Source organism: Agrobacterium sp. DE0009, from assembly GCF_007680755.1.
In the GTDB taxonomy this organism is placed as follows: domain Bacteria; phylum Pseudomonadota; class Alphaproteobacteria; order Rhizobiales; family Rhizobiaceae; genus Agrobacterium; species Agrobacterium tumefaciens_B.
This window is the reverse complement of the sequence record NZ_VEIU01000001.1, coordinates 1,157,460-1,181,220: the sequence shown is the minus strand read 5'-3', so window position 1 is coordinate 1,181,220 and position 23,761 is coordinate 1,157,460. Positions and strand designations below refer to the sequence as shown.

Annotated in this window: 23 protein-coding genes; 15 read left to right on the top strand and 8 right to left on the bottom strand. The window is 59.2% G+C overall.

The features are described from left to right. Positions 1 to 252: 252 nt before the first annotated feature. The 3 genes from tldD to FS804_RS06035 all read right to left on the bottom strand — a co-directional run bounded on the left by tldD (position 253) and on the right by FS804_RS06035 (position 2,649). Positions 253 to 1,668, bottom strand: coding sequence for a metalloprotease TldD (tldD, locus tag FS804_RS06045; protein WP_144575592.1), 1,416 nt, complete (start codon positions 1,666 to 1,668; stop codon positions 253 to 255). Positions 1,669 to 1,752: 84 nt separating this feature from the next. Beyond that, positions 1,753 to 2,055 (bottom strand): hypothetical protein, encoded by a 303-nt coding sequence (locus tag FS804_RS06040; RefSeq protein WP_144575590.1) that lies wholly within the window; start codon positions 2,053 to 2,055, stop codon positions 1,753 to 1,755. 69 nt (positions 2,056 to 2,124) lie between these two features. Beyond that, complete coding sequence (locus tag FS804_RS06035; protein ID WP_003521101.1) at positions 2,125 to 2,649, bottom strand: invasion associated locus B family protein; 525 nt, start codon at positions 2,647 to 2,649, stop codon at positions 2,125 to 2,127. A 432-nt stretch (positions 2,650 to 3,081) separates the two neighbouring features. On the opposite strand from FS804_RS06035, the gene coxB reads away from it, so the two are divergent. The 12 genes from coxB (at position 3,082) to FS804_RS05975 (ending at position 13,180) form a co-directional block, all read left to right on the top strand. After that, a complete protein-coding gene (gene coxB, locus FS804_RS06030) occupies positions 3,082 to 3,945 on the top strand; it encodes a cytochrome c oxidase subunit II (protein ID WP_063947823.1) in 864 nt (287 codons plus the stop codon). A gap of 14 nt (positions 3,946 to 3,959) precedes the next feature. After that, positions 3,960 to 5,660 carry a cytochrome c oxidase subunit I gene (gene ctaD / locus FS804_RS06025; protein ID WP_063947774.1) on the top strand — a complete coding sequence of 567 codons (1,701 nt, stop codon included), beginning with the start codon at positions 3,960 to 3,962 and terminating at the stop codon, positions 5,658 to 5,660. A gap of 389 nt (positions 5,661 to 6,049) precedes the next feature. After that, positions 6,050 to 7,003 carry a heme o synthase gene (cyoE, locus tag FS804_RS06020; RefSeq protein ID WP_144575586.1) on the top strand — a complete coding sequence of 318 codons (954 nt, stop codon included), beginning with the start codon at positions 6,050 to 6,052 and terminating at the stop codon, positions 7,001 to 7,003. Further along, positions 7,003 to 7,134 (top strand): hypothetical protein, encoded by a 132-nt coding sequence (locus tag FS804_RS25365; RefSeq protein ID WP_144575585.1) that lies wholly within the window; start codon positions 7,003 to 7,005, stop codon positions 7,132 to 7,134. Before cyoE ends, FS804_RS25365 begins: the two co-directional genes overlap by 1 nt. A 29-nt stretch (positions 7,135 to 7,163) precedes the next feature. Then, positions 7,164 to 7,781, top strand: a complete 618-nt coding sequence (locus tag FS804_RS06010; protein ID WP_063947776.1) for a cytochrome c oxidase assembly protein — start codon at positions 7,164 to 7,166, stop codon at positions 7,779 to 7,781. 62 nt (positions 7,782 to 7,843) lie between these two features. Continuing rightward, entirely contained in the window at positions 7,844 to 8,719 is an 876-nt protein-coding gene (locus FS804_RS06005; protein ID WP_063947777.1) for a cytochrome c oxidase subunit 3, read from the top strand. A gap of 277 nt (positions 8,720 to 8,996) precedes the next feature. Next, on the top strand, positions 8,997 to 9,383 hold the full coding sequence (locus FS804_RS06000) for a DUF983 domain-containing protein (RefSeq protein WP_144575583.1): 387 nt from the start codon (positions 8,997 to 8,999) through the stop codon (positions 9,381 to 9,383). A gap of 10 nt (positions 9,384 to 9,393) precedes the next feature. Further along, positions 9,394 to 10,128, top strand: a complete 735-nt coding sequence (locus FS804_RS05995) for an SURF1 family protein (protein WP_144576344.1) — start codon at positions 9,394 to 9,396, stop codon at positions 10,126 to 10,128. A gap of 71 nt (positions 10,129 to 10,199) precedes the next feature. Beyond that, the gene (ispH, locus tag FS804_RS05990) at positions 10,200 to 11,246 is read left to right on the top strand and encodes a 4-hydroxy-3-methylbut-2-enyl diphosphate reductase (protein ID WP_144575581.1); all 1,047 of its coding nucleotides are present in this window, start codon (positions 10,200 to 10,202) and stop codon (positions 11,244 to 11,246) included. An 81-nt stretch (positions 11,247 to 11,327) separates the two neighbouring features. Then, positions 11,328 to 12,296: a homoserine kinase gene (locus FS804_RS05985; RefSeq protein ID WP_144575579.1), complete on the top strand. Its 969-nt coding sequence runs from the start codon at positions 11,328 to 11,330 to the stop codon at positions 12,294 to 12,296. Further along, positions 12,293 to 12,733: a ribonuclease HI gene (gene rnhA, locus FS804_RS05980; RefSeq protein ID WP_065115053.1), complete on the top strand. Its 441-nt coding sequence runs from the start codon at positions 12,293 to 12,295 to the stop codon at positions 12,731 to 12,733. The genes FS804_RS05985 and rnhA overlap by 4 nt, the downstream gene beginning before the upstream one ends. A gap of 138 nt (positions 12,734 to 12,871) precedes the next feature. After that, positions 12,872 to 13,180, top strand: coding sequence for a Dabb family protein (locus FS804_RS05975; RefSeq protein WP_063947782.1), 309 nt, complete (start codon positions 12,872 to 12,874; stop codon positions 13,178 to 13,180). A 14-nt stretch (positions 13,181 to 13,194) separates the two neighbouring features. Here FS804_RS05975 and FS804_RS05970 read toward each other — a convergent pair whose 3' ends face one another. The 3 genes from FS804_RS05970 to FS804_RS05960 form a co-directional block, all read right to left on the bottom strand. Next, positions 13,195 to 15,702 carry an autotransporter domain-containing protein gene (locus FS804_RS05970; RefSeq protein ID WP_246665853.1) on the bottom strand — a complete coding sequence of 836 codons (2,508 nt, stop codon included), beginning with the start codon at positions 15,700 to 15,702 and terminating at the stop codon, positions 13,195 to 13,197. A 509-nt stretch (positions 15,703 to 16,211) separates the two neighbouring features. Continuing rightward, a complete protein-coding gene (locus FS804_RS05965; protein ID WP_144575575.1) occupies positions 16,212 to 16,697 on the bottom strand; it encodes a peroxiredoxin in 486 nt (161 codons plus the stop codon). A gap of 99 nt (positions 16,698 to 16,796) precedes the next feature. Beyond that, positions 16,797 to 17,645, bottom strand: coding sequence for a protein-disulfide reductase DsbD domain-containing protein (locus FS804_RS05960; RefSeq protein ID WP_144575573.1), 849 nt, complete (start codon positions 17,643 to 17,645; stop codon positions 16,797 to 16,799). A gap of 161 nt (positions 17,646 to 17,806) precedes the next feature. Here FS804_RS05960 and FS804_RS05955 point away from each other — a divergent pair, with 161 nt between their 5' ends. The 3 genes from FS804_RS05955 (at position 17,807) to FS804_RS05945 (ending at position 19,967) form a co-directional block, all read left to right on the top strand. Further along, positions 17,807 to 18,412, top strand: coding sequence for a YqgE/AlgH family protein (locus FS804_RS05955; protein ID WP_063947825.1), 606 nt, complete (start codon positions 17,807 to 17,809; stop codon positions 18,410 to 18,412). A gap of 101 nt (positions 18,413 to 18,513) precedes the next feature. Continuing rightward, complete coding sequence (locus FS804_RS05950; protein ID WP_063947787.1) at positions 18,514 to 18,705, top strand: CsbD family protein; 192 nt, start codon at positions 18,514 to 18,516, stop codon at positions 18,703 to 18,705. Positions 18,706 to 18,863: 158 nt separating this feature from the next. Further along, the gene (locus tag FS804_RS05945) at positions 18,864 to 19,967 is read left to right on the top strand and encodes a putative zinc-binding metallopeptidase (protein ID WP_063947788.1); all 1,104 of its coding nucleotides are present in this window, start codon (positions 18,864 to 18,866) and stop codon (positions 19,965 to 19,967) included. Between the two features lie 195 nt (positions 19,968 to 20,162). On the opposite strand, the gene FS804_RS05935 is transcribed toward FS804_RS05945, so the two are convergent. Both FS804_RS05935 and FS804_RS05930 read right to left on the bottom strand, forming a co-directional pair. Next, positions 20,163 to 23,078: a sensor domain-containing phosphodiesterase gene (locus FS804_RS05935; RefSeq protein ID WP_144575567.1), complete on the bottom strand. Its 2,916-nt coding sequence runs from the start codon at positions 23,076 to 23,078 to the stop codon at positions 20,163 to 20,165. Further along, positions 23,075 to 23,674 (bottom strand): GNAT family N-acetyltransferase, encoded by a 600-nt coding sequence (locus tag FS804_RS05930; protein WP_144575565.1) that lies wholly within the window; start codon positions 23,672 to 23,674, stop codon positions 23,075 to 23,077. The genes FS804_RS05935 and FS804_RS05930 overlap by 4 nt, the downstream gene beginning before the upstream one ends. Positions 23,675 to 23,761 lie beyond the last annotated feature (87 nt).

Genomic DNA, 23,761 nt, shown 5'->3' with positions numbered 1-23,761 from the left:
CGGATGGGAGGAGGGGCCCGCCATAAGTCTTGATATTATCGCGTTCGCGCCAGCGCGCCAGAAAAAACAGCATCATGGCTGCCATGTGTGGGGTCATGGGCTGGCAAGGCACCGGCAGGCTCAGTGTGGCTGCAACTCTTTCTCCCGTCATTCCGGCTCAACGCCGGGATGACGGGCCGGGCGGGGTAGAATGCGACGTAGTTTTGTCCGCGCTATTGAGACAACCGAGTGCAATCACCCGAAAGCCACGGCCTACGCCTTCGTGCCGCCCACAGTGATCTGGTCCATGCGCAGATGCGGCTGGCCGACGCCAACCGGCACCCATTGCCCGGCCTTGCCGCAATTGCCGATGCCGGTATCGAGCTTTGAGTCATTGCCGATCATCGAGACGCGCTTCATCGCATCCGGGCCGTTGCCGATCAGCATCGCGCCCTTCACCGGCGCACCGATCTTGCCGTTCTCGATGAGATAGGCCTCGGTGCAGCCGAACACGAATTTGCCCGAGGTAATATCCACCTGACCGCCACCAAAGGAGACGGCGTAGATGCCCTTTTTGACGGATGCAATAATCTCTTCTGGCGTTTTGTCCCCGGAGAGCATGTAGGTATTGGTCATGCGCGGCATCGGCACATAGGCATAACCCTGGCGGCGGCCGTTGCCGGTGGGCCTCGCACCCATCAGCCGGGCGTTCTGCCGGTCCTGCATGTAGCCGACGAGCCTGCCGTTCTCGATCAAGACATTATATCCTGAAGGCGTGCCTTCGTCGTCGATGGTAAGCGAACCACGCCGGCTGTCGATCGTGCCGTCGTCGACGACAGTGACACCGGGTGCGGCGACCATCTCGCCCATCAGACCAGCGAATGCGGATGTCTTCTTGCGGTTGAAATCGCCCTCCAGACCATGACCCACGGCCTCATGCAGCATCACACCCGGCCAGCCGGAACCGAGCACCACATCCATGGTGCCCGCTGGCGCATCGATGGCCGTGAGGTTGACGAGCGCCTGCCGCAGCGCTTCATCCGCGCCGCGCTGCCAGTTTTCCGTGGTAATGAAATCGCCGAAACCAACCCGGCCGCCGATCCCGTAGGAGCCGCTTTCCTGTCGGTCGCCTTCGCCCGCGACCACGGAAATGTTGATACGGGTCATCGGCCTGACGTCACTGACACGATGGCCATCGGCGCGCAGAATATCCACCACCTGCCAGCTGGCGGAAATCGTCGCCGTCACCTGCCGGACATTCGGATCCTTATCACGCAGATAGGCATCGATATCGGTGAGGAGCTTCACCTTCTCCTCGAAGCTGGGGCTGCCGATCGGGTTTTCGTCGCCATAAAGCTTTTTATTGGTGCGTTGCGGTGCAGCGGCATAGGAGCCGGAATATCCTTTGGTAACAGCACCCACCGCGTCGGAAGCACGCTTCAGCGCGCTTTGCGAAAGCTCGCCGGCATGGGCATAACCGACCGTCTCGCCAGCGACGGCGCGAAGGCCAAAACCCTGGTCGGTGTTAAAGGAGCCGCCCTTGAGACGGCCATTGTCGAAGGTGAGCGACTCCGCCTGCGCATGTTCGATGAACAACTCGCCATCGTCGGCGCCCGCAAGCGCCTCTCCAACGAGCTTGCGCAATTGCGTTTCATCGCAATCGAAGAGTTTTACAAGGTCGTCGGTCATGGGAGGCTCCAAACTGAATAGTGTCTGGCAAGCATGTAGGGTCGTGCGCCGCTGGTGGCAAGCCAAAGCGTCATCAAGCTCAGTTCAGCTTAAAACGAAATGAATGACGATGAAAGCAACAACGCAGACCACTAGTTGATGCAGGATCATCGGGAATGTCAGCCGTGACCAATGTTTGCTCGAGTCCGGCACGATGCGTTGCCAATGAAGGTAAGCAAGCTGGTTGCCAGATGTAACCGACAGCGCAAGCTCAATCATCCGCCAGTCCCTAGGAGAACCAAGCAAAATCCCGACTTTGCGAGCGTAACCCGCAATAAAGGCAAGTGCGACGTAAAAAAAGGCAACGCCGCATATGAAGCGATAGCTGGCGAGCTTGTTTTCTCTCATGCTTTTCAGTAATTGCTAAAACTATACTTTGAAAGTACAGTTTTCCTGTCGAAAAGCAAGGCGCTCCACTCAAGGAAGCGCGTCGTAACCTTCGGCAAAACCGGAAAGCTCGATCGGAATGCCGACGCGGTCCTGATCCACGGCTTCGCGCAGCGCGAAAACCGCGTTCTTGCCGGCGCGCAAAACCTTCAGCAGTTCGTCGTCAATATCGACTTCCACATAGCAGCCTTCGGAGAAGCAGCGGGTGAAATAGGCGCGGCCGATATTATTATTGTCGATATAGAGCTCCATGCCATCCTTCAACAGCACGCCGAGCGGCGCGAGGATGCGCAGGATGCGCGACTTGCGATCGGCCGTCTTCAGAACGACAACCGAAAGTCCCACTTCCGGGCGGTCGTCGGCAATGACATTCTGCATCAGCGCGCATTGCTCTTCAGAGGCGCCGGCCGGCTTGTCGCAGATGACGGACCACGCACCATGCGTCGACTTTGGCGTGCCGGGCGGCTGCTGTTGCGCCAGCGCCGCTGCAGCGGGGGCGATGATGGCAAGACCGGCGGCGGCAAGAAAAGTGCGCGCGAGCGGGGAAAGACGCATGGATACCTCTGGGATTCGAATCAGTGCGGCTATTTTGACGCCATAATCCGGAAAAAAAAGCCTGGAGCCTTCAATTCCAGCCGAGTTGGGCGGAAATAGGACCTGTCGGCCCGGGCGGGCCCGCGATTTTCCCGGTTCGTCATTCTTTATCTGGCGATCAAACCGGCTGGCGAGCGCGGCTTTGTCGCATCTGAGCCGTTAGAAATCGTGCCTGGCGGGGCAGCTCCCATAAAGGGTGCGGGAAAGTCGCCTGCGGAATGCTCAATGGCAAAATTGGGGCGCTTCCGTGTCCCGACGCATATTGCGGCAGAGGGCAAACTGTGGTTTGAAGTTATTACCATTAGCATGGATTCTGCGCTTGTGATTGATCTGGATCAGGCGCGTGAGGGAGAGGGTACCGTGAGGAATAGGATTTACGCAGCATTGGCGGGGATGACCTGTCTGCTCACGGCTGTCGGCGCCCACGCCGATCAGCCGGTGCATTGGCAAATGGGCATGCAGGAGGCAGCCACGCCGATCATGCACGAAATACGCTGGTTCGAACAATATACGCTTTGGTTCATTGTTCCGGTTACGCTTTTCGTTCTTGCGCTGCTCATCATCGTCGCCTTGAAATTCCGCGCCGCGAAAAATCCGGTGGCGTCCAAGACCAGCCATAACACGGCGATCGAGGTTGTCTGGACGCTGGCGCCGGTTCTCATTCTTCTGTTTCTCGCTTTCCCCTCGTTCAATCTTCTGAACGCACAGCTGACGCAACCGGAAAACCCAGACCTGACGCTGAAGGCGACCGCCACGCAATGGCTGTGGAGTTATGAATATGCCGCAGCCGAAGGCGCCGAGCCGCTCTCCTTCGACAGCTATCTGCTGAAGGACCAGGACCGCGCCGCTGCGGGCAAGGAAGACAAGGCCCGCTATCCGCGTCTTCTCGCTGTCGATAATGAAATGGTCGTTCCCGTCGGCAAGACTGTTCGCCTTCTGGTAACGGCAGCTCCGACGGATGTGATTCACGCCTTCGCCATGCCCGCTTTCGGCGTCAAGATCGATGCCGTGCCGGGCCGCCTCAACGAAACCTGGTTCAAGCCGGAAAAGGAAGGCCTTTATTATGGCCAGTGTTCCGAGCTTTGCGGCAAGGACCACGCCTTCATGCCGATCGCCATTCGGGTGGTTTCCGAACAGCAATACACTGCCTGGCACGCCGCCGCCGCTTCCGACCTGAATGCGGCAAACCGGGCGCTGATGGCCTCCGTCGATGGCGCTCCGCGCACGGTCGACGTTGCCGCCAACGAAACCAACTGACTGGAGTGACGACAATGGCTGGACCTTCCGCACACGACGATCATCACTCGCATGGTCATCCCGCTCATGACGATCATTCGCATGACGCGCATCATTCCCACACGCCGGGCTTCTTCGCCCGCTGGTTCCTGTCCACCAACCATAAGGACATCGGCACGCTCTACCTGATCTTCGCCATCATGGCGGGCATCATCGGTGGCGGCCTGTCTGTCGTCATGCGCATGGAGCTGCAGGAGCCGGGCATCCAGATCTTCCACGGTCTGGCATCCATGGTCTACGGCTTCGAGGGCGACGCTGCCATCGATGGCGGCAAGCACATGTTCAACGTGTTCACCACGGCGCATGCGCTCATCATGATCTTCTTCATGGTCATGCCGGCCATGATCGGCGGTTTTGCCAACTGGATGATCCCGATCATGATCGGCGCGCCAGACATGGCTTTCCCGCGCCTCAACAATATTTCCTTCTGGCTGATCGTCCCCGCTTTTATCCTGCTGCTGCTTTCGCTCTTCGTGGAAGGCCCGGCGGGCGCTTATGGCGTGGGTGGCGGCTGGACCATGTATCCGCCGCTATCGACAAGCGGCATGCCCGGACCGGCGGTGGATCTTGCGATCTTCTCGCTGCACGTCGCCGGCGCATCCTCGATCCTCGGTGCGATCAACTTCATCACCACGATCCTGAACATGCGCGCCCCGGGCATGACGCTGCACAAGATGCCGCTCTTTGCCTGGTCTGTTCTGGTCACCGCATTCCTGCTGCTGCTTTCGCTGCCGGTTCTGGCGGGTGGCATCACCATGCTTCTGACCGACCGCAACTTCGGCACGGCATTCTTCTCGCCGGAAGGCGGCGGTGATCCGATCCTTTATCAGCACCTGTTCTGGTTCTTCGGTCACCCGGAAGTGTACATCCTGATCCTGCCCGGTTTCGGCATCATCAGCCACATCGTGTCCACCTTCTCGAAAAAGCCGGTCTTCGGTTACCTCGGCATGGCTTACGCCATGGTCGCCATCGGCGCGGTCGGCTTCATCGTCTGGGCGCACCACATGTATACGGTCGGCCTGTCGCTCGAAGCGCAGCGTTATTTCGTCTTCGCAACCATGGTCATCGCGGTGCCGACAGGCATCAAGATTTTCTCGTGGATCGCGACGATGTGGGGCGGCTCGCTCACCTTCTCGACACCGATGGTCTGGGCAATCGGCTTCATCTTCCTGTTCACGGTGGGCGGCGTCACCGGCGTGCAGCTCGCCAATGCCGGTCTCGACCGTTCGCTGCATGATACCTACTACGTTGTGGCTCACTTCCATTACGTTCTGTCGCTCGGCGCCGTCTTTGCGATCTTCGCTGGCTGGTACTACTGGTTCCCGAAGATCACCGGCTATATGTACAGCGAGTTCATCGGCAAGCTGCATTTCTGGGTCATGTTCGTCGGCGTGAACCTGATCTTCTTCCCGCAGCACTTCCTCGGTCTCGCCGGCATGCCGCGCCGCTACATCGATTATCCCGATGCATACGCCGGCTGGAACATGGTTTCGTCCTACGGTTCCTATATCTCGGCGGTTGCCGTCGGCATCTTCCTCTTCGGCGTCTGGGAAGCCTTCGCCAAGAAGCGGATCGCCGGTAACAATCCATGGGGTGAAGGTGCGACGACGCTTGAATGGCAGTTGTCTTCGCCGCCGCCATATCACCAGTGGGAACAGCTGCCGCGCATTCGCTGATGCGCGGGCCGGAAGGCGCAGGCTTGGCTTGCGCAGTCCGGCTGCTGACAGACAGGGACGGCGCGGTTTGATCCGTGCCGTTTGCCGAACGGGCAGGGCTCCTGCCGCGTGACATTTTGTCCAAGCGATGCCAACACTCCGACGTGATACATGCTCCGGACGTGATAAAAGCCAAATCTGGCCTTTATGAAATGCAAGCGCAGACGAATGGCGGCAGGGTGCGGCGAATGGCTGGCACATGCTGGTATCGGTTTTCCCCGGTACCGGTCCTGCGGGCAGGTTCGGGACCCATGAATTGAAGCATCGCGCATGCCGGAAATCCCATTCGTTTTTCGGGCCGGTGCAAGGGATGTCGTTTCTGGCGGCATCTGAAGGAAACAGGACAGGACATGACCGTTATCGACGATCGCGACATACTGGGCGCACAAAGCTCCGGACTTTCGGAAGCCGGCGCACGCGATTATTTCGAATTGCTGAAGCCGCGCGTCATGTCGCTCGTCGTCTTCACGGCCTTTGCCGGCCTCGTGCTGGCGCCTGGTCACATCAATCCGATTTTGGGCGTCATCGCCGTTCTCTGCATCGCCGTTGGCGCCGGTGCATCCGGCGCGCTCAACATGTGGTACGATGCCGATATCGACGCGGTGATGAGCCGCACCGCTAGACGGCCGATTCCCTCGGGTCGCATCGCGCCGCGCGAGGCGCTCTCCTTCGGGCTGACATTGTCCGCTTTTTCGGTGGTCATTCTCGGTCTTGCGGTCAACTGGTTCTCGGCCGGCCTGCTTGCGTTCACCATTTTCTTTTATGCCGTCGTTTATACAATGTGGCTGAAGCGCTCGACGCCGCAGAATATCGTCATCGGCGGCGCTGCCGGCGCTTTTCCGCCCATGCTCGGCTGGGCCTGCGTCACGGGCGGCGTTTCGCTTGATAGCATCATCCTGTTCCTCATCATCTTCCTGTGGACACCTGCCCATTTCTGGGCGCTGGCGCTCTTCAAGATGCGCGATTACGGCTCGGTCGGCATTCCGATGATGCCGAATGTCGCCGGCGAGCGTTCGACCAAAAACCAGATGATCGTTTATGCGGTGCTCACGGCCGCTGCCGCCGTCGCACCTTATTTCACCGGCCTTACGAGCCCCGGTTACGGCATCTTCGCCGCCGTGCTGAGCGCAATCTTCGTCTACTGTTCGCTCATTGTCCGGCGCATGCCTGACGGTGACGAGAAAATGCTGCCGGCCAAGAAGATGTTTGCCTATTCGGTTTTTTATCTCTTCGCGATTTTCTCTGGCCTGCTGGCCGATCACTTCGCGCCGGCTCTTAAGGCCGTCATGTCGGGAGTCCTGTGATGGAAACGGTGGAACTGAGCGCGGCTCAGAAAAAATCGAGACGCGGGCGCAACATCGCGCTCGGCCTCCTGTTGGCCAGCCTGGTGGTGCTGTTCTACATCATCACCATCATCAAGATCGGCTCGCATTGACGCGCTGATTACGGGGAGAGGAGGAGGAGATGGCAAATATGGAAACGCAGGCGGCAGCGACCGGCAGGCAGAAGGTGAGCAATCGCTCCATTCTCGTGCTGTGTCTCGTGTTTTTCTGCGCCATGATCGGCATGGCCTATGCCGCCGTGCCGCTCTACAGCCTGTTCTGCCGAGTCACCGGCTATAACGGCACGACCCAGCGCGTCGAGCAATATTCCGACGTCATCCTCGACAAGACCATCAACGTCACCTTCGACGCCAACACGTCGAACGGCCTGAACTGGGATTTCCGCCCCGTCGACAAGAAGGTCACGCCGAAGATCGGCGAAACCGTGCAGGTCACTTTCAAGGCAACGAACCGTTCGCCAGTCGCGACAACGGGCACCGCAGTCTTCAACGTCACGCCGATGGAAGCCGGCGCCTATTTCAACAAGGTGGAATGTTTCTGCTTCACCGAAACGACGTTGCAGCCGGGCGAGACGCTGGAAATGCCAGTGGTTTTCTTTGTCGATCCTGACATCGCCACGGCGCGCGAAACCAAGAGCGTCCACACTTTAACGCTGTCCTATACGTTTTATCCGGCCAAAACCGAAAAACCGGTTGCGTCCTTGCCGGTAAAGACAGAATCTGGCGACAGCAAATTGTAATGAGGAGATCCGGGTCTTTTGAGGGGGCCGGATCAGGGAAGAGATAGCAGGGGATTGTCGTCATGGCAGACACGCATCAGAAGAACCACGACTACCACATCATAGACCCGAGCCCCTGGCCGCTTCTGGCCTCGATCGGCGCCTTCGTCATGACATTCGGCGGCGTCTGCTACATGCGTTACCTCTCGGGCGGCTCATTCAAGCTGTTCGGTGCGGAACTGGCCAACCCATGGCTGTTCTATATCGGTCTCGTGATCGTGCTTTACGTGATGTATGCCTGGTGGGCGGATACGATCAAGGAAGCCAATGAGGGCAGCCACACGCCGGTCGTCTCGCTGCATCTGCGCTACGGCATGATCATGTTCATCGCCTCAGAGGTGATGTTCTTCGTGGCCTGGTTCTGGGCCTATTTCGACGCCAGTCTCTTCCCGCATGAGGCCATCCAGGCATCCCGCCTCGAATATACCGGCGGTCAATGGCCGCCCAAGGGGATCGAGGTCATCGATCCCTGGCATCTGCCGCTCTACAACACCGTTATCCTGTTGCTGTCGGGCACCTGCGTGACCTGGGCCCACCACGCCCTGCTGCACAACGACCGCAAGGGCCTGATTTCCGGTCTGGCACTCACCGTGGCGCTTGGCGTGCTGTTCTCTGCCGTGCAGATTTACGAATACATGCATGCGCCGTTCGACTTCAAAAATTCGATCTATGGCGCGACCTTCTTCATGGCGACCGGTTTCCACGGTTTCCACGTCTTCGTCGGCACGGTCTTCCTGCTGGTCTGCCTGTTCCGCGCCATTGCCGGCGGGTTTACGCCAAAGCAGCATTTTGGCTTTGAGGCCGCTGCCTGGTACTGGCACTTCGTTGACGTCGTCTGGCTGTTCCTGTTCTTTGCCATCTATATCTGGGGTGGCTGGGGCGCGCCGATCCACGGGTAAATTACGCCGGTTAGCCCACCAGGGTGCTTTTGAAGCGAGTCGTTGCCACGTGTTTCTTCTCCCCGCCGGGGAGAAGTCCGCGGCAGGGATGAGGGGCAAGGGTGGAGGTATTCGGCGACGTTGCCCCCTCATCCGGCCCTTCGGGCCACATTCTCCCCGGGGGGTGAAGAAATACGAGGCGCCGTCGAGCACAGACAGGCGCCCGGGTTTTGAGGCAAGCTTCCAAGAGGTTCGACGTCACCCTCGGGCTTTGGCCAACTTCGCGGAAGGTCTCTCGATGTCTGAACCATCAAACGGAAATTTCGCCCCGGTCGATCCCATCAAGGTCGGTCTGAAAGGCTGCTGCCCGCGATGCGGCAATGGCCGTCTTTTCGATGGTTTCCTGACGATAAAACCCGCCTGTAGCGCCTGCGGGCTGGATTATGGCTTCGCCGATGCAGGGGATGGACCGGCGGTCTTCGTCATGCTGATCGTCGGATTTCTGGTGGTCGGACTGGCGCTCTGGGTCGATCAGCATTTTGCGCCCCCCGTTTGGGTGCATATCCTGCTGTGGTTGCCGTTTACGGTGTTTGTCTCCCTGCTGCTGCTGCGCAAGCTGAAGGGGATCATGATTGCGCTGCAATACCGCAACAATGCAAGCGAAGGCAGGCTTGATCGTGAATGACATGTCCCACATGAAGGCCGCGCAGCGGCGGGTCTGGTTTGCAGCGCCGCTGGTGCTTCTGGCGCTTGCCATTCTCCTTGGGCTTGGCACATGGCAGGTGAAGCGCCTTTATTGGAAAGAAGCGCTGATGGCCGATATCGAGCAGCGGCGTAGCGCAGATCCGGCGACACTTGAAGAGATCGAGGCGATCGCGAGAAGCGGCGGGGACATAGAATACCGCAAGGTCAGGCTATCGGGCACATTTGATCACACGCGCGAACGACATTTCTTCGCCACCCATCAGGGCCAGACAGGCTATTACGTCTTTACGCCGCTCACTCTGCCCGATGGCCGAATTCTCTTCGTCAATCGCGGCTTCGTGCCCTTCGAAATGAAGGACCCGGCCAAACGGCCGGACGGCCAGGTTGCGGGCGAGGTGACGCTGACCGGTCTGGCGCGCGCGCCGCTCATCGCGAAACCGTCCTCCCTGCTGCCGGACAATGATATCGCCAAGAACATCTTCTATTGGAAAGATCTGGCGGCCATGGCCGAAAGCGCGCAGGTGCCGGCAGGCCGGCTGGTGAACCTGTTTGTCGACGCCGATGCCACGCCCAATCTCGGCGGCTGGCCGATGGGTGGGGTAACGCTGATAGATTTGCCCAACAATCACCTTCAATACGCGATAACGTGGTATGGGCTGGCGGCGGCCCTTGTCATCGTCGTCGGTTTTGCCTATTTCCGGAACGGCAAGACGCAGGACGAATGACGCGCAGGCCCTGTAGGGTCGTTCTCGGGCAAGACCACGGAACTGGCCAAGGAGTTGGCCAAGGAGCTGGAATGAACATCGCCGTTTCCAAACCCCCTTTGACGATAAGGCTGTGCGGACCGCGCGGCTTTTGCGCGGGCGTGGACCGGGCAATCCAGATCGTGGTGCTGGCGCTCAAGGCCTATGGCGCACCCGTCTATGTTCGCCACGAAATCGTGCATAACCGTTATGTCGTGGAAGGGCTGGAGGCCAAGGGCGCGGTTTTCGTCGAAGAACTGCACGAAATTCCCGCCGAGCATCGCGAGCAGCCGGTTGTCTTCTCTGCGCATGGCGTGCCGAAATCCGTGCCGGAGGACGCACAGGCGCGTAACCTCTTCTATCTCGACGCCACGTGCCCGCTTGTTTCCAAGGTCCACAAGCAGGCCATGCGCCATCAGCGCCTCGGGCGCCATGTCATCCTGATCGGCCATGCCGGCCACCCGGAGGTCATCGGCACCATGGGGCAGCTTCCCGAAGGCACGGTTTCGCTGATCGAAACGGTCGAGGATGTCGACCGTTACGAACCAGTCGATCGCGAGAACCTCGGCTTCGTTACGCAGACGACGCTGTCGGTTGACGACACGGCAGGCGTGATCGCCAGGCTGCAGGCGCGGTTCCCGGCCATTCAGGCCCCCGCCGCCGACAGCATCTGCTACGCGACAACCAACCGTCAGGATGCGGTAAAGCAGGCGGCCCCCGGCTGCGACCTCTTCATCGTCGTTGGCGCGCCAAATTCCTCCAATTCCAAGCGGCTGGTAGAAGTCGCGCTGCGCGCCGGCGCGAAGCGCTCCGTTCTCGTGCAGCGGGCCTCGGAAATCGACTGGAATGAAATTGGCGATATCAGCACCGTTGGCCTTTCCGCCGGCGCTTCGGCACCTGAAGTTATCGTTGATGAAATCATCGAAGCCTTCAAGGCGCGTTTTGACACGACGCTTGATCTTGCCGTCACGGTTGAGGAAACGGAGCATTTCCTCGTCAATCGCGAGCTGCGCACCATCGAACTCACGACGGACGACATGGCCTTCGTCAACGGCAACGCCAGCAACGCGCTGCCGCCGAAAGCTGCTGCCGGTCTTTAGGCGCTGCAGCGCTCAACGTGGTCCTGTCCGCCCGCGTCACGCCCGAAATTTCCGATCCATCCTTCATGACGAGATTTTAAATTGGCAGTTTATACTGACATCACCGAAGATGATCTGAGGAATTTCCTCACGCAATATGACGTCGGCAGCCTCACCTCGTATAAGGGTATTGCCGAGGGTGTAGAAAACTCCAATTTTCTGCTGCACACCACCAGGGATCCGCTGATCCTGACGCTTTATGAAAAGCGGGTGGAGAAAAATGACCTGCCCTTCTTCCTCGGCCTCATGCAGCATCTGGCCGCCAAGGGCCTGTCCTGCCCCTTGCCGCTGCCGCGCAAGGATGGCGCGTTGCTGGGAGAGCTGTCGGGCCGCCCCGCCGCACTTATTTCCTTCCTTGAAGGCATGTGGCTGAGAAAACCGGAAGCGAAACACTGCCGCGAAGTCGGCAAGGCGCTGGCCGCCATGCATCTGGCCGGTGAGGGTTTTGAGATCAAGCGCCCGAATGCGCTGTCCGTCGAAGGCTGGAAGGTGCTGTGGGACAAGGCGGAGGCCCGCGCCGACGAGGTGGAAAAGGGCCTGAAAGATGAAATTCGCCCCGAAATCGATTATCTCGCGGCCCATTGGCCGAAGGATTTGCCGGCTGGCGTCATCCATGCGGATCTGTTTCAGGACAATGTCTTTTTTCTTGGCGACGACCTCTCCGGGCTGATCGATTTTTATTTCGCCTGCAACGATCTGCTCGCTTATGACGTGTCGATCTGCCTCAACGCCTGGTGCTTCGAAAAGGACGGCGCTTACAACGTCACCAAGGGTAAGGCGTTGCTGGAAGGTTATCAGTCGGTACGGCCGCTCGGCGGAGCGGAGCTCGAAGCGCTGCCGCTTCTGGCGCGCGGTTCGGCGTTGCGTTTCTTCCTGACGCGCCTTTATGACTGGCTGACGACGCCGGAAGGCGCGCTGGTGGTGAAGAAAGACCCGCTGGAATATCTGCGCAAGTTGCGGTTCCATCGTTCCATCGCCACTGTCGCCGAATACGGGCTGGCAGGCGAATGAAGCATGTCGATATCTTCACCGATGGTGCCTGCTCGGGCAACCCCGGCCCGGGCGGCTGGGGCGCGGTGTTGCGTTACGGTGAGGTGGAAAAGGAACTCTCCGGCGGCGAAGCCGAAACCACCAACAACCGCATGGAATTGCTCGCCGCGATTTCAGCGCTGAATGCGCTGAAAAGCCCCTGCGAGGTCGATCTTTACACGGATAGCGCCTATGTGAAGGACGGCATCACCAAGTGGATATTCGGCTGGAAAAAGAAGGGCTGGAAAACCGCCGACAACAAGCCGGTCAAGAATGTCGAGCTTTGGCAGGCGCTGGAGGCCGCACAGCAGCGCCATAAGGTTACGCTGCATTGGGTGAAGGGCCATGCCGGTCATCCTGAAAACGAGCGCGCCGATGAATTGGCGCGCAAGGGCATGGAGCCCTTTAAACGGCGATAACGGAAATCTGCCTGCTCTGGACCGCGAAAATGGAGCCGCTTAATCCGGTCGCCATTCCAGGGGTTGTGAAAACCGAAACCCGACCTATCTTGTCGACAAGGGTGCTTGCGTGGTGCCCAACGGAGGAGAGGAATCCGGATGATCCTGCATTGTGTCTTTCTACGCTTCAAGGCCGCCACGGCCGCTTCTGAAAAACATGCGATTTTCGAGGCGATCGCCGCCCTCAAAGACGTCATACCCGGCATTATCGATGTGAAATACGGTCAGAATGTCTCACCCGAAGGGCTGAATGGCGGCTTTGTCGATGGTTTCATCGTGACACTCGAAAGCCCGGAAGCCCGCGACGACTATCTCGCCCATCCCCAGCATGTCGAAGTGGGTGAACGTTTGGTGTCGCTGACCGATGGTGGCCTTGCCGGGCTTCTGGTGTTCGACATGAATGTCTAGACGCAAGCAGCCGCTCAGAAAGCGATTTTCCAGCCGGTGCGAACCCATAGGTCGGGATCGCCGCCCTCGCTGGTGACGTTGAGGTTCAGCGACGCCGTGCCGCCCGCTACATCGAATTCCGCGCCAAGGCCGCCGCGCAGCCAGAAGTGGTCGATGTCTTGTCCGGCGAAGGAAAACCCCATGAGCCCGTCAATGACGCCCGTGGTCGTTGCCGTCTTTTTTTCGAGCCGATAGACCGCCTCGGCTCGTGCCAGGATGCGGATTGAGTCGCTGAGGTCGGTCACCCCATCGAGACCGGCGCGAATGATGGTGGACTGCTCGCCGCTTGCGTCAAAATGCGCTGGGAACGCGCCACCTGTCTCCGAATAAGCGCCCATCTTGGCTTTGGCATAAGTCACCCCCGCATAGGGCGTCAGGTTCCATTCGCCGATTGAGAATGTGTCCAGCCAGTCGAAGCGCAGTTTCGCCGCCCAGACATCGAGATCGGTTTCGCCTCGCGAATAATTCATCGCACCGCCATTGAGGTAACCACGCTCGATCGACATCCTGCCGGGTGCGTAATATCCACCGATGGTGGCATGGAGAGCGCTAGCGACCGGAAGGCTGATTTCCGAAGCGATGTAGAAGCCCTTTTCTGTGAAGTCGCCTCCGGTATCGATATCGCGATGGTGGTAAAGGCCGCCGAAGGAGATACGCGCCGTCGCGCCACCTTCGAGCCCTATGCCATAGCCGATATCGGCAATGCCGAAGCCACCAGCCGCGCCGCGGCCGTCATTGTCGCCGATATCGCTGACGATGGAAAAAGATTGCCGACCCGGCTCCAGCAGGCTCCGCATCGGCGCGCCGTGGGCGCCATCCACCACGGTATTGGCGATGGCAAGTCCGACACCCGCATTCGGCCTCGCCGTTAACGTGCTGGCATATTGATGGAGGTCGATGATGCCGGACCGCGCGGGAAGGACGGATTGGCCAGTCGTGACAGCCGAAGTGACTGGAGGGGCAAAAGCCGCATGAGATGCACCAGCCGCTGGCGCTGCCGAAGAGGGTGCCAGGGCGGAAGCCACAGGAGATGCACCAGCCGCTGGCGCTGCCGAAGCGGGTGGCGGGGTAGAAGCCACATGAGAGTTATCAGCCGCTGGCGCTGGCGAAGATGTCGTGGTGGCGGGAGATGTCGAAGCACTGGAGGAGCCCGAGGGCGAGGCAGACGTTGAGGAGGTAGATGACGTAGACGATGAAGTAGACGAAGCAGAACTACCCGAGGATGTAGGAGTAGAAGTTGAGGTGCCTGATCCGTTGGTAAGGTCGATTCCTCGTGGCTGCCTGCCGCCGTTACCCGTAACTCCGGATGCCGCAGCATCCACGTCGTCCAATGTGGTGCTTGGGCCGGATGTCCCGGTATCCGCAAGAACGATGCGGGCAATATAGGGGGTGTTGTTTTTCGTCTGGCCTACAATGATATTGCCATCGGCACTGACGCCCGTGGCGGTATGGGTGAAATCGGTAAGGACGGTGACGCCATTGCTGCGCAGCCAGTGCTCGACGGAAACCATGCCCGTCGCCTCCGTCCAGCGGAAGCCACGCTGCCTGCTTCCGGAATGCGCTGCGCCGACGATGACGGAACCATCGGCGTTCATCGCATATGGTCTGGAGCTGCCGCTACCGCCAATCGCGCCGAGCGGCTGCATCACGCCTGTGGTTGCGTTCCAACGGAAGCCGCGCCATTCGTCAACGGCAATCATCCCATCACCTCCGAACGGAATATCGTTCTGGAATGTCGGGAAAGACGATGAGGTATTGCCGTCGCTGATCCTGTCCTCCAATTCATCGAAAGGGGTATAAACGACGAATCTCGACTCTGCTGCTATAACTGAGCCATCGGCGCTCACGGCCACCCCGCGGGCATCGGATGAGCCGGGAAGGGTTCCGATATCGTATGAGATTCCGGCTGTCGCAGTCCAGCGAAAAGCATTGGTGCTAATGGCCGTCTGATATTCGCCGACGATGACCGAACCGTCAGCATTGACGGCATGGGCAACAGATGAAACTGTGTCAGAGGGCATAGCGAGCGCGGTCATTCCTGTCGCCGCCGACCAGCGAAACGCTTTCTGAGTCTCGATTGCCCCCGACCCGCCGACAACGACGGTACCATCGTTACTGACGTCCGTCGCGATGGATTGGCGGTCCTCACCGAGTGCGCCGAGGTTCCACGCCCCCGTTGACGCGCTCCAGCGAAAAGCCTGGCCGCTGCTCAAGGTGCCGACAAAGACCGAGCCATCGGCATTCACCTTCTCGGCGCGGCCTCGGCTTGTACCGGTCATGTCGTTGACATAGAAAAGGCGGCCGCTCGCGGTATCCCAGCGGAAAGAGCGTGGCCCGCTGCTGGTACTGGAGTATCCAACCGCAATGGACCCATTGGCGCTGATGTCGCTGACCGTGAAGCTTCCGGTTTCACTCAGTCGGCGCACATAGGGATAATCCTCGGGATCCGCCGCATTTGCCGCCTCGCTCCATCCAGCTGTCATCACCGTTGCAATCAGACTGGAAAAATATCCGAAAGAAGCGATGGTACTGGTCGAAAGGGACTGGGGGCCACTTTGTCCGAATCTCCTCAGGCGGACACCATCATGACCGCTATTTTTGCCAGCCATTATGCGTTGATGTACAAAAAAGCGATTTCTTCGGGCCAGGTAGCCAAGTGTGCCGCTGAAAAAAGGGGTCGGTCTGTGCCGTCTTTTAGGCATGGGTGATCCACGGCGCCAGCGCTGTAATCCTTCGCATCAATACCTCTGAGGATTTTTATCGACGTGATGCGAGTGTGTATTGAAGTAATTTCAATGCGCATCAATTTGGATATTTGAATACAATAATCAAGAAATACTAGAATTAACTAAAGATAGGCATGTAAATATTCGTCATTTTTGCAAGTATAATTTTCACCATTAGAGCGTGATTCGTCAAGGCCCGCGAAGGGTAACTTCGCGGGCCTGCTTAATATTTGATGTATGAAGTTGTGTATTTAAGAATAAGCTTCTTAAAGCTGATCGATCATCGCCGCGGCGGCCGAGACGGTCGCCTGGCCGGGGTTTTCTTCGACGTTCAGCGACTTTACCACGCCGTCTTCCACCAGCATCGAATAACGCTTGGAGCGAACGCCGAGGCCGCCGCCGGAAAGATCGGCATCGAGGCCGAGCGCCTTGGTGAAGGAAGCGTCCCAGTCGGCAAGGAAGTGGATTTTGCCCTGGCCGCCCGATGATTGCGCCCAGGCGCCCATCACATGCCAGTCATTGACCGAGACGACAGCGATATCGTCCACGCCCTTTGAAAGAATGGCGTCGCGGTTTTCGAGGTAACCCGGCAGGTGGTTCAGCGAGCAGGTGGGCGTGAAAGCGCCGGGCACGGCGAACAGGACCACTCTCTTGCCGCCGAAAAGTTCGTCCGTCGTGGTGTCAACCGGGCCGTCGGCCGTCTTTTCCTTGAAGGTGGCGGAAGGCAGTTTGTCGCCGATCTTGATGGTCATGTCCGTGCTCCTGTGGCGGTTCGGTTCACGCGACTATAGAGCAAGGAAATGAAGCCTGTCATGCGGTTTTCAAGGTAAATTCCACCGCTTGAACGCCCCTTAAGGTTTTGGAAAATTCAGCACGGTTTCCATTGCCCGATCGCCGGATTTCACAAGGATGGGCCAGCTGTTGCCCTGCACCTGATAGGTCTTCGGAAGCCCCTTTATGTTCATGTAAAAGGAGAGCTTGCGCTTGTCGCGAACAAGGTTTTGCGGCTCGTAATAGGCAAAGCCGGAGGGGCCGGCGATGAAGATTTCAGTGCCCTTTGGCGCATTTTCCGGAAGCTGCAACTGCACGCCGAGCATGGTCTTATCAGGCGTAATGTGGAAATCGACGACCTTGAAATCATCGGATGCCGCTTCGGGCAGAGTTTCCCGCGCCTCCTCCAGAAGCCGCCGTTCCTCACTGTCATCGTCGCCAGGCTTGCCGCGATCGATCGAAAACTTCGCCTCGAAAGGGATGCAGATATTCTGGCAGACGCCGATGAAGGCGGTGAGATCTATTTTTGCGCCAGCGGCCGGATCGACGACTTTCAACTGAAAAGGCAGGCTGACGGCGTGGTCGTAACCGATATCGGTGAGTTCACCATTTTCAATCAGCTTGGGAACAGGGTAGGCCATGCTGGTCAGCGTTGCGCCGCTTGCCGGATCAAGCGTGATCTTCGGGGGAATGCCGGCTTCACCCGGTTCGCGCCAATAGGTGATCCAGCCATCTTTCGGTTCGATTTGCAGCACGCCGCGTATGACGCCGTTGGCGTCCGCGGCAAGGCTTGCCACGCGCATCTGGCCACCTTCGCTTCTGGCCCAGTCGGTTATTTCGGCCCTGGCGACTTGCGTGCCGCCGAGGGAGGCGACCAGCGCGGCCGCGAGGCGAAGATGCGAAAATCGGGAAAATAATGTGACGTTCATGCTTTCCCGTCTAACCCAACACGGCGCTGCGGGCCAGTTACGAATTCGTGGGATTCATCATTTTCGGTTGATTGATCGGGCGGGATGCCGCATCCTGTCCTTTGTCGAAGTGCGAACGCCGTTTCCGCCATGCAGCGGAATTCGGCCTGCTGGAGGCGCCGGTGAGCTTTTCAACCCTGATGGACAAACGCGAACGTGGCTTTCTCGATGGTCAGTTCCTCATCGCGATGCCCGGACTGGATGACGGCAATTTTGCCCGCTCGGTGATCTATATCTGCGCTCATTCGGATGCGGGCGCCATGGGCTTCATCATCAACCGGCCGCAGCAGATCACCTTTACCGATATCCTTCTGCATCTGAAACTTGTGGACAGCAACGATGCCATCATGCTGCCGAACCGCACGCGCGAATTTCCGATCCAGTGTGGCGGGCCGGTCGAGTCCGGGCGCGGCTTCGTGCTGCATTCCGATGACTACTTGAGCGAATCCAGTATTCCCGTCAGCGATGATATTTCCTTGACGGCAACGCTCGATATTGTCCGCGCCATTTCCAACGGCCGCGGCCCGCAAAGGGCAACCATGATGCTGGGCTATGCCGGCTGGGGGCCGGGCCAGCTGGAAAACGAGATCGCCAACAATGGCTGGCTGAACTGCCCCGCTTCGGAAGAGCTGATTTTCGACCGTGGGCTGGATAATAAATACGAGCGCGCTCTGGCGCTCATGGGTGTCGACGCCCGCATGCTGTCGGCGGATGCGGGCCACGCCTGAAGCTTTATATTCGGCTTTTCCAGTTGGAACCAAAATTGCAGCCCTGACGTTACTATGCCGAAAGTCGGACAGAGAGTACGGCTAAACTAGGGAGTAGTAACATGGGTAGCACATCTGACAAGATCGCCGGTAAAGCCAACGAAGTTGCTGGCAAGGTGAAGAAAAACGTCGGCGAAGCCACAGGCAATAACGAGCTTCGCGCGAAGGGTGCCGCCCAGGAAACCAAGGGCAAGGTTCAGTCGTCCGTCGGCAAGGCCAAGGATTCCGTCAAGGGCGCCGTTGACCGCATGTAGACGTTTCGACGCATAGCGCCCCTCCCAAAACGTGGCGCTCGGAGCGCATGTGTTACCGCACATGCGCTCTTGTCGTATGCGGGGAACGGTGGTCCGTCACCAGATCGGCACGTTCAACCCTTACATCTGCCTTATCCGTCCATTCCGGGATTTCACCGATGAAGCTTTTTTCCTGCGCGTCCTGCGGCCAGCCCGTTCATTTCGACAATCGATTCTGCGTCGCCTGCGGCCACCGTCTGGCCTTCGTGCCGGAGCGCCTTTCCATGGAAGCGCTGACACCGGCGGGGGAACCAAACTGGCAGTTGGTGGCAGCGCCGGAAAAACAGATCCGGTTTTGCGCCAATGAGGTGAACGACATCTGCAACTGGTCGGTGCCGGCTGAGAGTGAGAGCGCTTTTTGCCCCGCCTGCAGCCACAATCGGCTCGTCCCGGATATCGCGACCGAGCAGGGGATCGAGCAATGGCGGCGCATCAGCCAGGCGCAGAGACACCTGTTCTATTCGATTTTGCGTCTTGGCCTGCCGCACCCCAACCGTGACGCGGACCCGGCAGGCGGACTGGTTTTTGACTTTCTGGTGGATGAGGTTGCCCCCGATGGCTCCGTTATTCCGGCCATGACCGGTCACGACGAGGGCCTGATCGCCATTCGCGCCGCCGAGGCGGACGACGTGACGCGCGAGCAGGTCCGCGCCAACATGAACGAGCCATACCGCACCATGCTCGGCCATTTTCGTCACGAGGTCGGCCACTTCATCTGGAACAAGCTCGTGCGCGACGCCAATCGGCTCGAGGCTTGCCGTGCCGTGTTTGGGGACGAGCGCGCCGATTATGGTGAGGCCTTGCAACGCAATTACGATTCCGGCCCCAACCCGGACTGGCAGCAGAATTTCATCAGCTCCTATGCCTCGGTCCACCCGTGGGAAGATTTCGCCGAATGTTTCGCTCACTACCTGCATATCGTCGATACGCTGGAGACTGCGCGCGCCTTTGGGGTGGCGATTGACCCTGATGGGCATGAAGAAATGGCCGCTGAGGTGACGTTCGATCCCTATAAGGCCCGCAGCGCCGAACAGCTGGTCAAGGCTTGGATCCCGTTGAGTGTCGCCATCAATTCCATCCAGCGCAGCATGGGGGAGGCGGACCTCTATCCCTTCGTGCTGACGCCGCCGGTGGTGGCGAAGATGGAGTTCATTCACGACCTCCTGCACGGCAAGGTGGCCGCGGATGAGTCAACACAGGTGCAGGCTGCGCTGGTTCAGTGAACAGTCGACAAGCTAGGAGCAACAGTCGGCAAACGCGCTGTTTCCTCCTCCCGCCATGCCGGACTTGATCCGGCATCCAGCCAGCCCAAGTCCTTGGGCTGAAAGGACTTTCTCGCCGCGCCGACGCGCGGCGGCTGGGTTCCTGCTCAAGGCCGGAATGACGGAGGTAGCCTACCTCGCGTTCCAATACTCCGCTTACGAAGCCCGCTTCGTCGGCTGGAACCGTTCCCGCAGAAGCTTCAGCGCCGCATCGCCCGAAACCGGAGTGCCGAACAGGAAGCTCTGGCCGAAATGGCAGTTCATGCGCGCCAGTTCGGCCGCATCCTCAGGCGTTTCGATGCCTTCCGCCACCACCTGCATGTCAAGCGCGCGCGCCATGGCGATGACGGAGCGTAGCAGCACGTTGCGCTTGTCGCTGGTATTGGCCACCAGCGCCTTATCGAGCTTGATCGTGTCGAAGGGGAAGCGGGTAAGATAGGCAAGCGACGAATAGCCGGTGCCGAAATCGTCCATGGCGAGGCTTAAACCCGTTTCCTTTAGCTTGGAAAGCACAAGCCGCGCCTGTTCCGGGTTTTCCATGACGACGGATTCCGTCAGTTCCAGCTTCAGCTGCTGCGGGTTGCAGCGCGTGCGGGTCAGCATGCCACGAACGTCGTTATAGAGTTCGTTGTTCAGCAGCTGCGCGCTGGAAATATTGACGGAGATGAAGATCGGCATCTTGTCGATGGCATGTTGCCAGTCCATCAGGTCGGTCGCCGCGCGCTCAAGCGCAAACATGCCGAGCGGCTCGATGAGGCCGGAGGCCTCGGCAATCGGAATGAACTCGCTTGGCGGAATATTGCCGCGCTTGGGGTGCTCCCAGCGCATCAGCGCCTCAAAACCGGCAAGCTCGCCATCGTCGAGTTTGACGATCGGCTGATAGGCAAGCGACAGCTCCTTGCGCTCGATGGCGCGGCGAAGGTCGCTCTCCATCTGCAGCCGGTCGGTGCCCGAGGTGCGGAAGGCGGGACGGAAAGGCTCGACCCGATTGCCACCAGCGCGCTTGGCGCGATACATGGCCAGTTCCGCGTCGCTCAGCAGCCCCGCCGCACTTTCCTGCTGGTCAATCCAAGAAACGAGGCCGATAGAAGCGGTGAGAATGATTTCGCGATTGGCGAAATTGATCGGCACCATGATCGCCTTGTTCACCGCATCGGCGAAATCGGCAACCCGCTGCGGATCGCGCTCCGAGGTCAGGATCAGGCCGAATTCATCGCCGCCAAGACGCGCGAGCGTATCCTGCGGTTTCAGCAGCCGGCGCAGACGCCGCGTCAGCGCAATCAGGATATTGTCACCGGCGGCGATGCCAAGCGTATCGTTGACCAATTTGTAACGGTCGATATCGATCGCCATCACGGTCGGGCGCACGCCCTCGCTGTCGGGGGACAGGTTGAGGATCGATTGCAGACGGTCGAGGAAAACCTGCCGGTTCGGAAGCCCGGTCAGATTGTCGTTCATCGCGTCCTGCAACAGCCGCTCGACCGAGTTTCTCTGCTCGGTAATGTCGGTGATGGTGCCGACGCAGCGGATGATTTCGCCGTTGGAGCCAAGAACCGGGCGCGCGCGGATTTGCAGCCAGTGGAAATGACCATCCTCGGCGCGAATGCGGAATTCGTGGTTGAGGCGGCCCTTGCGATGGTCGAGCAACACATCGAGCGTCGCCTTGAAGCGGTCGCGGTCATCAGGATGCAGACGCGGCAGCCAGTTGCGCGCAGCACCATGCATGGTGCCGGGCTCCAGCCCGAGCCGATTGGAGATGTCAGGCGTGGTAACGATGCGGTCGCGCGTCACATCCCAGTCCCAGACCGTATCGCCGCTGCCGGTCAGCGCCAGCGACTGGCGTTCGAGATCGGAGAACAGTCCCTGCTGATAGGCGCTGCCCGCAAAGGCGTGCTGGATGACGGTAAAGCCGATCAGAAGCACGATCAGAACCAGCCCGCCGCCAAGGGCAGGCTGCACGATGTCATTGTCGAGCTGACCCGTCACCGTCAGCCAGCTGCCGAATAGCCAGACGAGGATCAGCGCCCAGGATGGAACGAGCAGGATCGCCCGGTCGTATTTGTTGAAACCGAGATAGATGATGAGCGCGATACCCGCCGTTGCCGTCAGCGCGAAGGAAACGCGCGCAATACCCGATGCCACCGAGGGGTCGTAGATCGCCACGCCGAACAGCAGCGCCAGTCCCACCACCCAGGCAAAGGTCGCATAACCTAGATGCGCGTGCCATCGGTTGAGATTGAGATAGGTGAAGAGGAAGACGACGAAGCTGGAGGCGAGCGCCACTTCCGCGCCCGCCCTCCATATTCGCTGATCGCTTGAGGTGACGGTGATGAGTTTTTCGAGAAAGCCAAAATCGACGCAGATATAGGCAAGCACGGCCCAGGCGAGGGCGGCTGACGCGGGAAGCACGGACGTTCCCTTGACCACGAAAAGAATGGTCAGAAGCACGGCGAGCAGGCCGGCGATGCCCAGCACGATGCCGCGATAGAGCGTGAACGCGTTGATCGTGTCCTTGTAGGCTTCCGGTTCCCAAAGATAAATCTGCGGCAGCTGCGGTGTGGAAAGCTCGGCGACAAAGGTGATGACCGAGCCGGGATTGAGCGTAATGCGGAACACGTCCGCATCCGGGCTTGGCTGGCGATCCAGCGCAAAACCTTCACTCGGCGTAATGGCGATAATGCGCTGCGAGCCGAGATCGGGCCAGAACAGCTTGGAATTGACGAGACGGAAATGCGGCGCGACGATCACGCGCTCCAGCTGCTCTTCGGAGACGTTGGCGAGTGCAAAGACCGCCCAGTCGCCCTGGTGATCGTCGGAACTGGCGCGCACTTCGATACGGCGGCGGATGCCGTCAGGGCCGGGCGCTGTAGACACCTGAAAGGCTTCGCCCTGATTGGCATAGATGTCGGTGGTCGCGGTAAGATCGAGCGCCGTGTCGTCACGGGAAATCTTCACCGGTTCGAAAGCGTAGGAATGAGAGGCGAAAAGCACGAAAAGCAGGAAAAACGGCACAGCCAGTGCGAATGCCGCCAGACGTTTCGACAGGCACGGCGCAGAGTGATTGTAGGTCATGTATCGTACTTCGTTCCGCCGGAGCTTTGCTTGTCGGCAAGAAGGGAAAACATCATATGATCCCGCCATTGGCCATTGATTTTCAGATATTCCCGCAAGAGACCTTCCCGCTGGAACCCGGCATTTTCGAGAAGCCGGATGCTTTTGAAGTTTTCCGGAATACAGGCTGCCTCGATACGGTGCAACTGAAGTCCGTTGAAGATGTAGGGTATTACCAATTTTAATGCGGCAGACATATGGCCTTGTGCCGCGTAGCGTTCGCCCACCCAATATCCGACCATGCAGCTCTGCGCCGCACCGCGTCTGATATAACCGATGGTGATGCCACCGACGAGCAGCGCTTCCTTCTGAAAGAGCAGGAAGGAAACGGCCGTGCCGGAGGAAAATTCCTGGCCGTTGCGTACCACACGCATGCGGAAGGCGCCTTCGGTCAATTCGTCGGAGCGCCAGGTCGGCTCCCATGGCTGCAGAAACTGGCGGCTTTCAGAGCGCAGGACATGCCATTGCTTGAAATCGCTGTAGCGGGGCAATCTGAGGAGATGATCGGCACTGCGCAATTCGGGCGTGTCGCTATGTCGGGAAAGAAAACGCAGCATTCACGATCCCTGTGCGGCAAACATCGCCATCCGCAAGCGGGATGGCGAAAGAGATGAGCGGTCTCCGCCTTTAAATCCCGCCCTCAT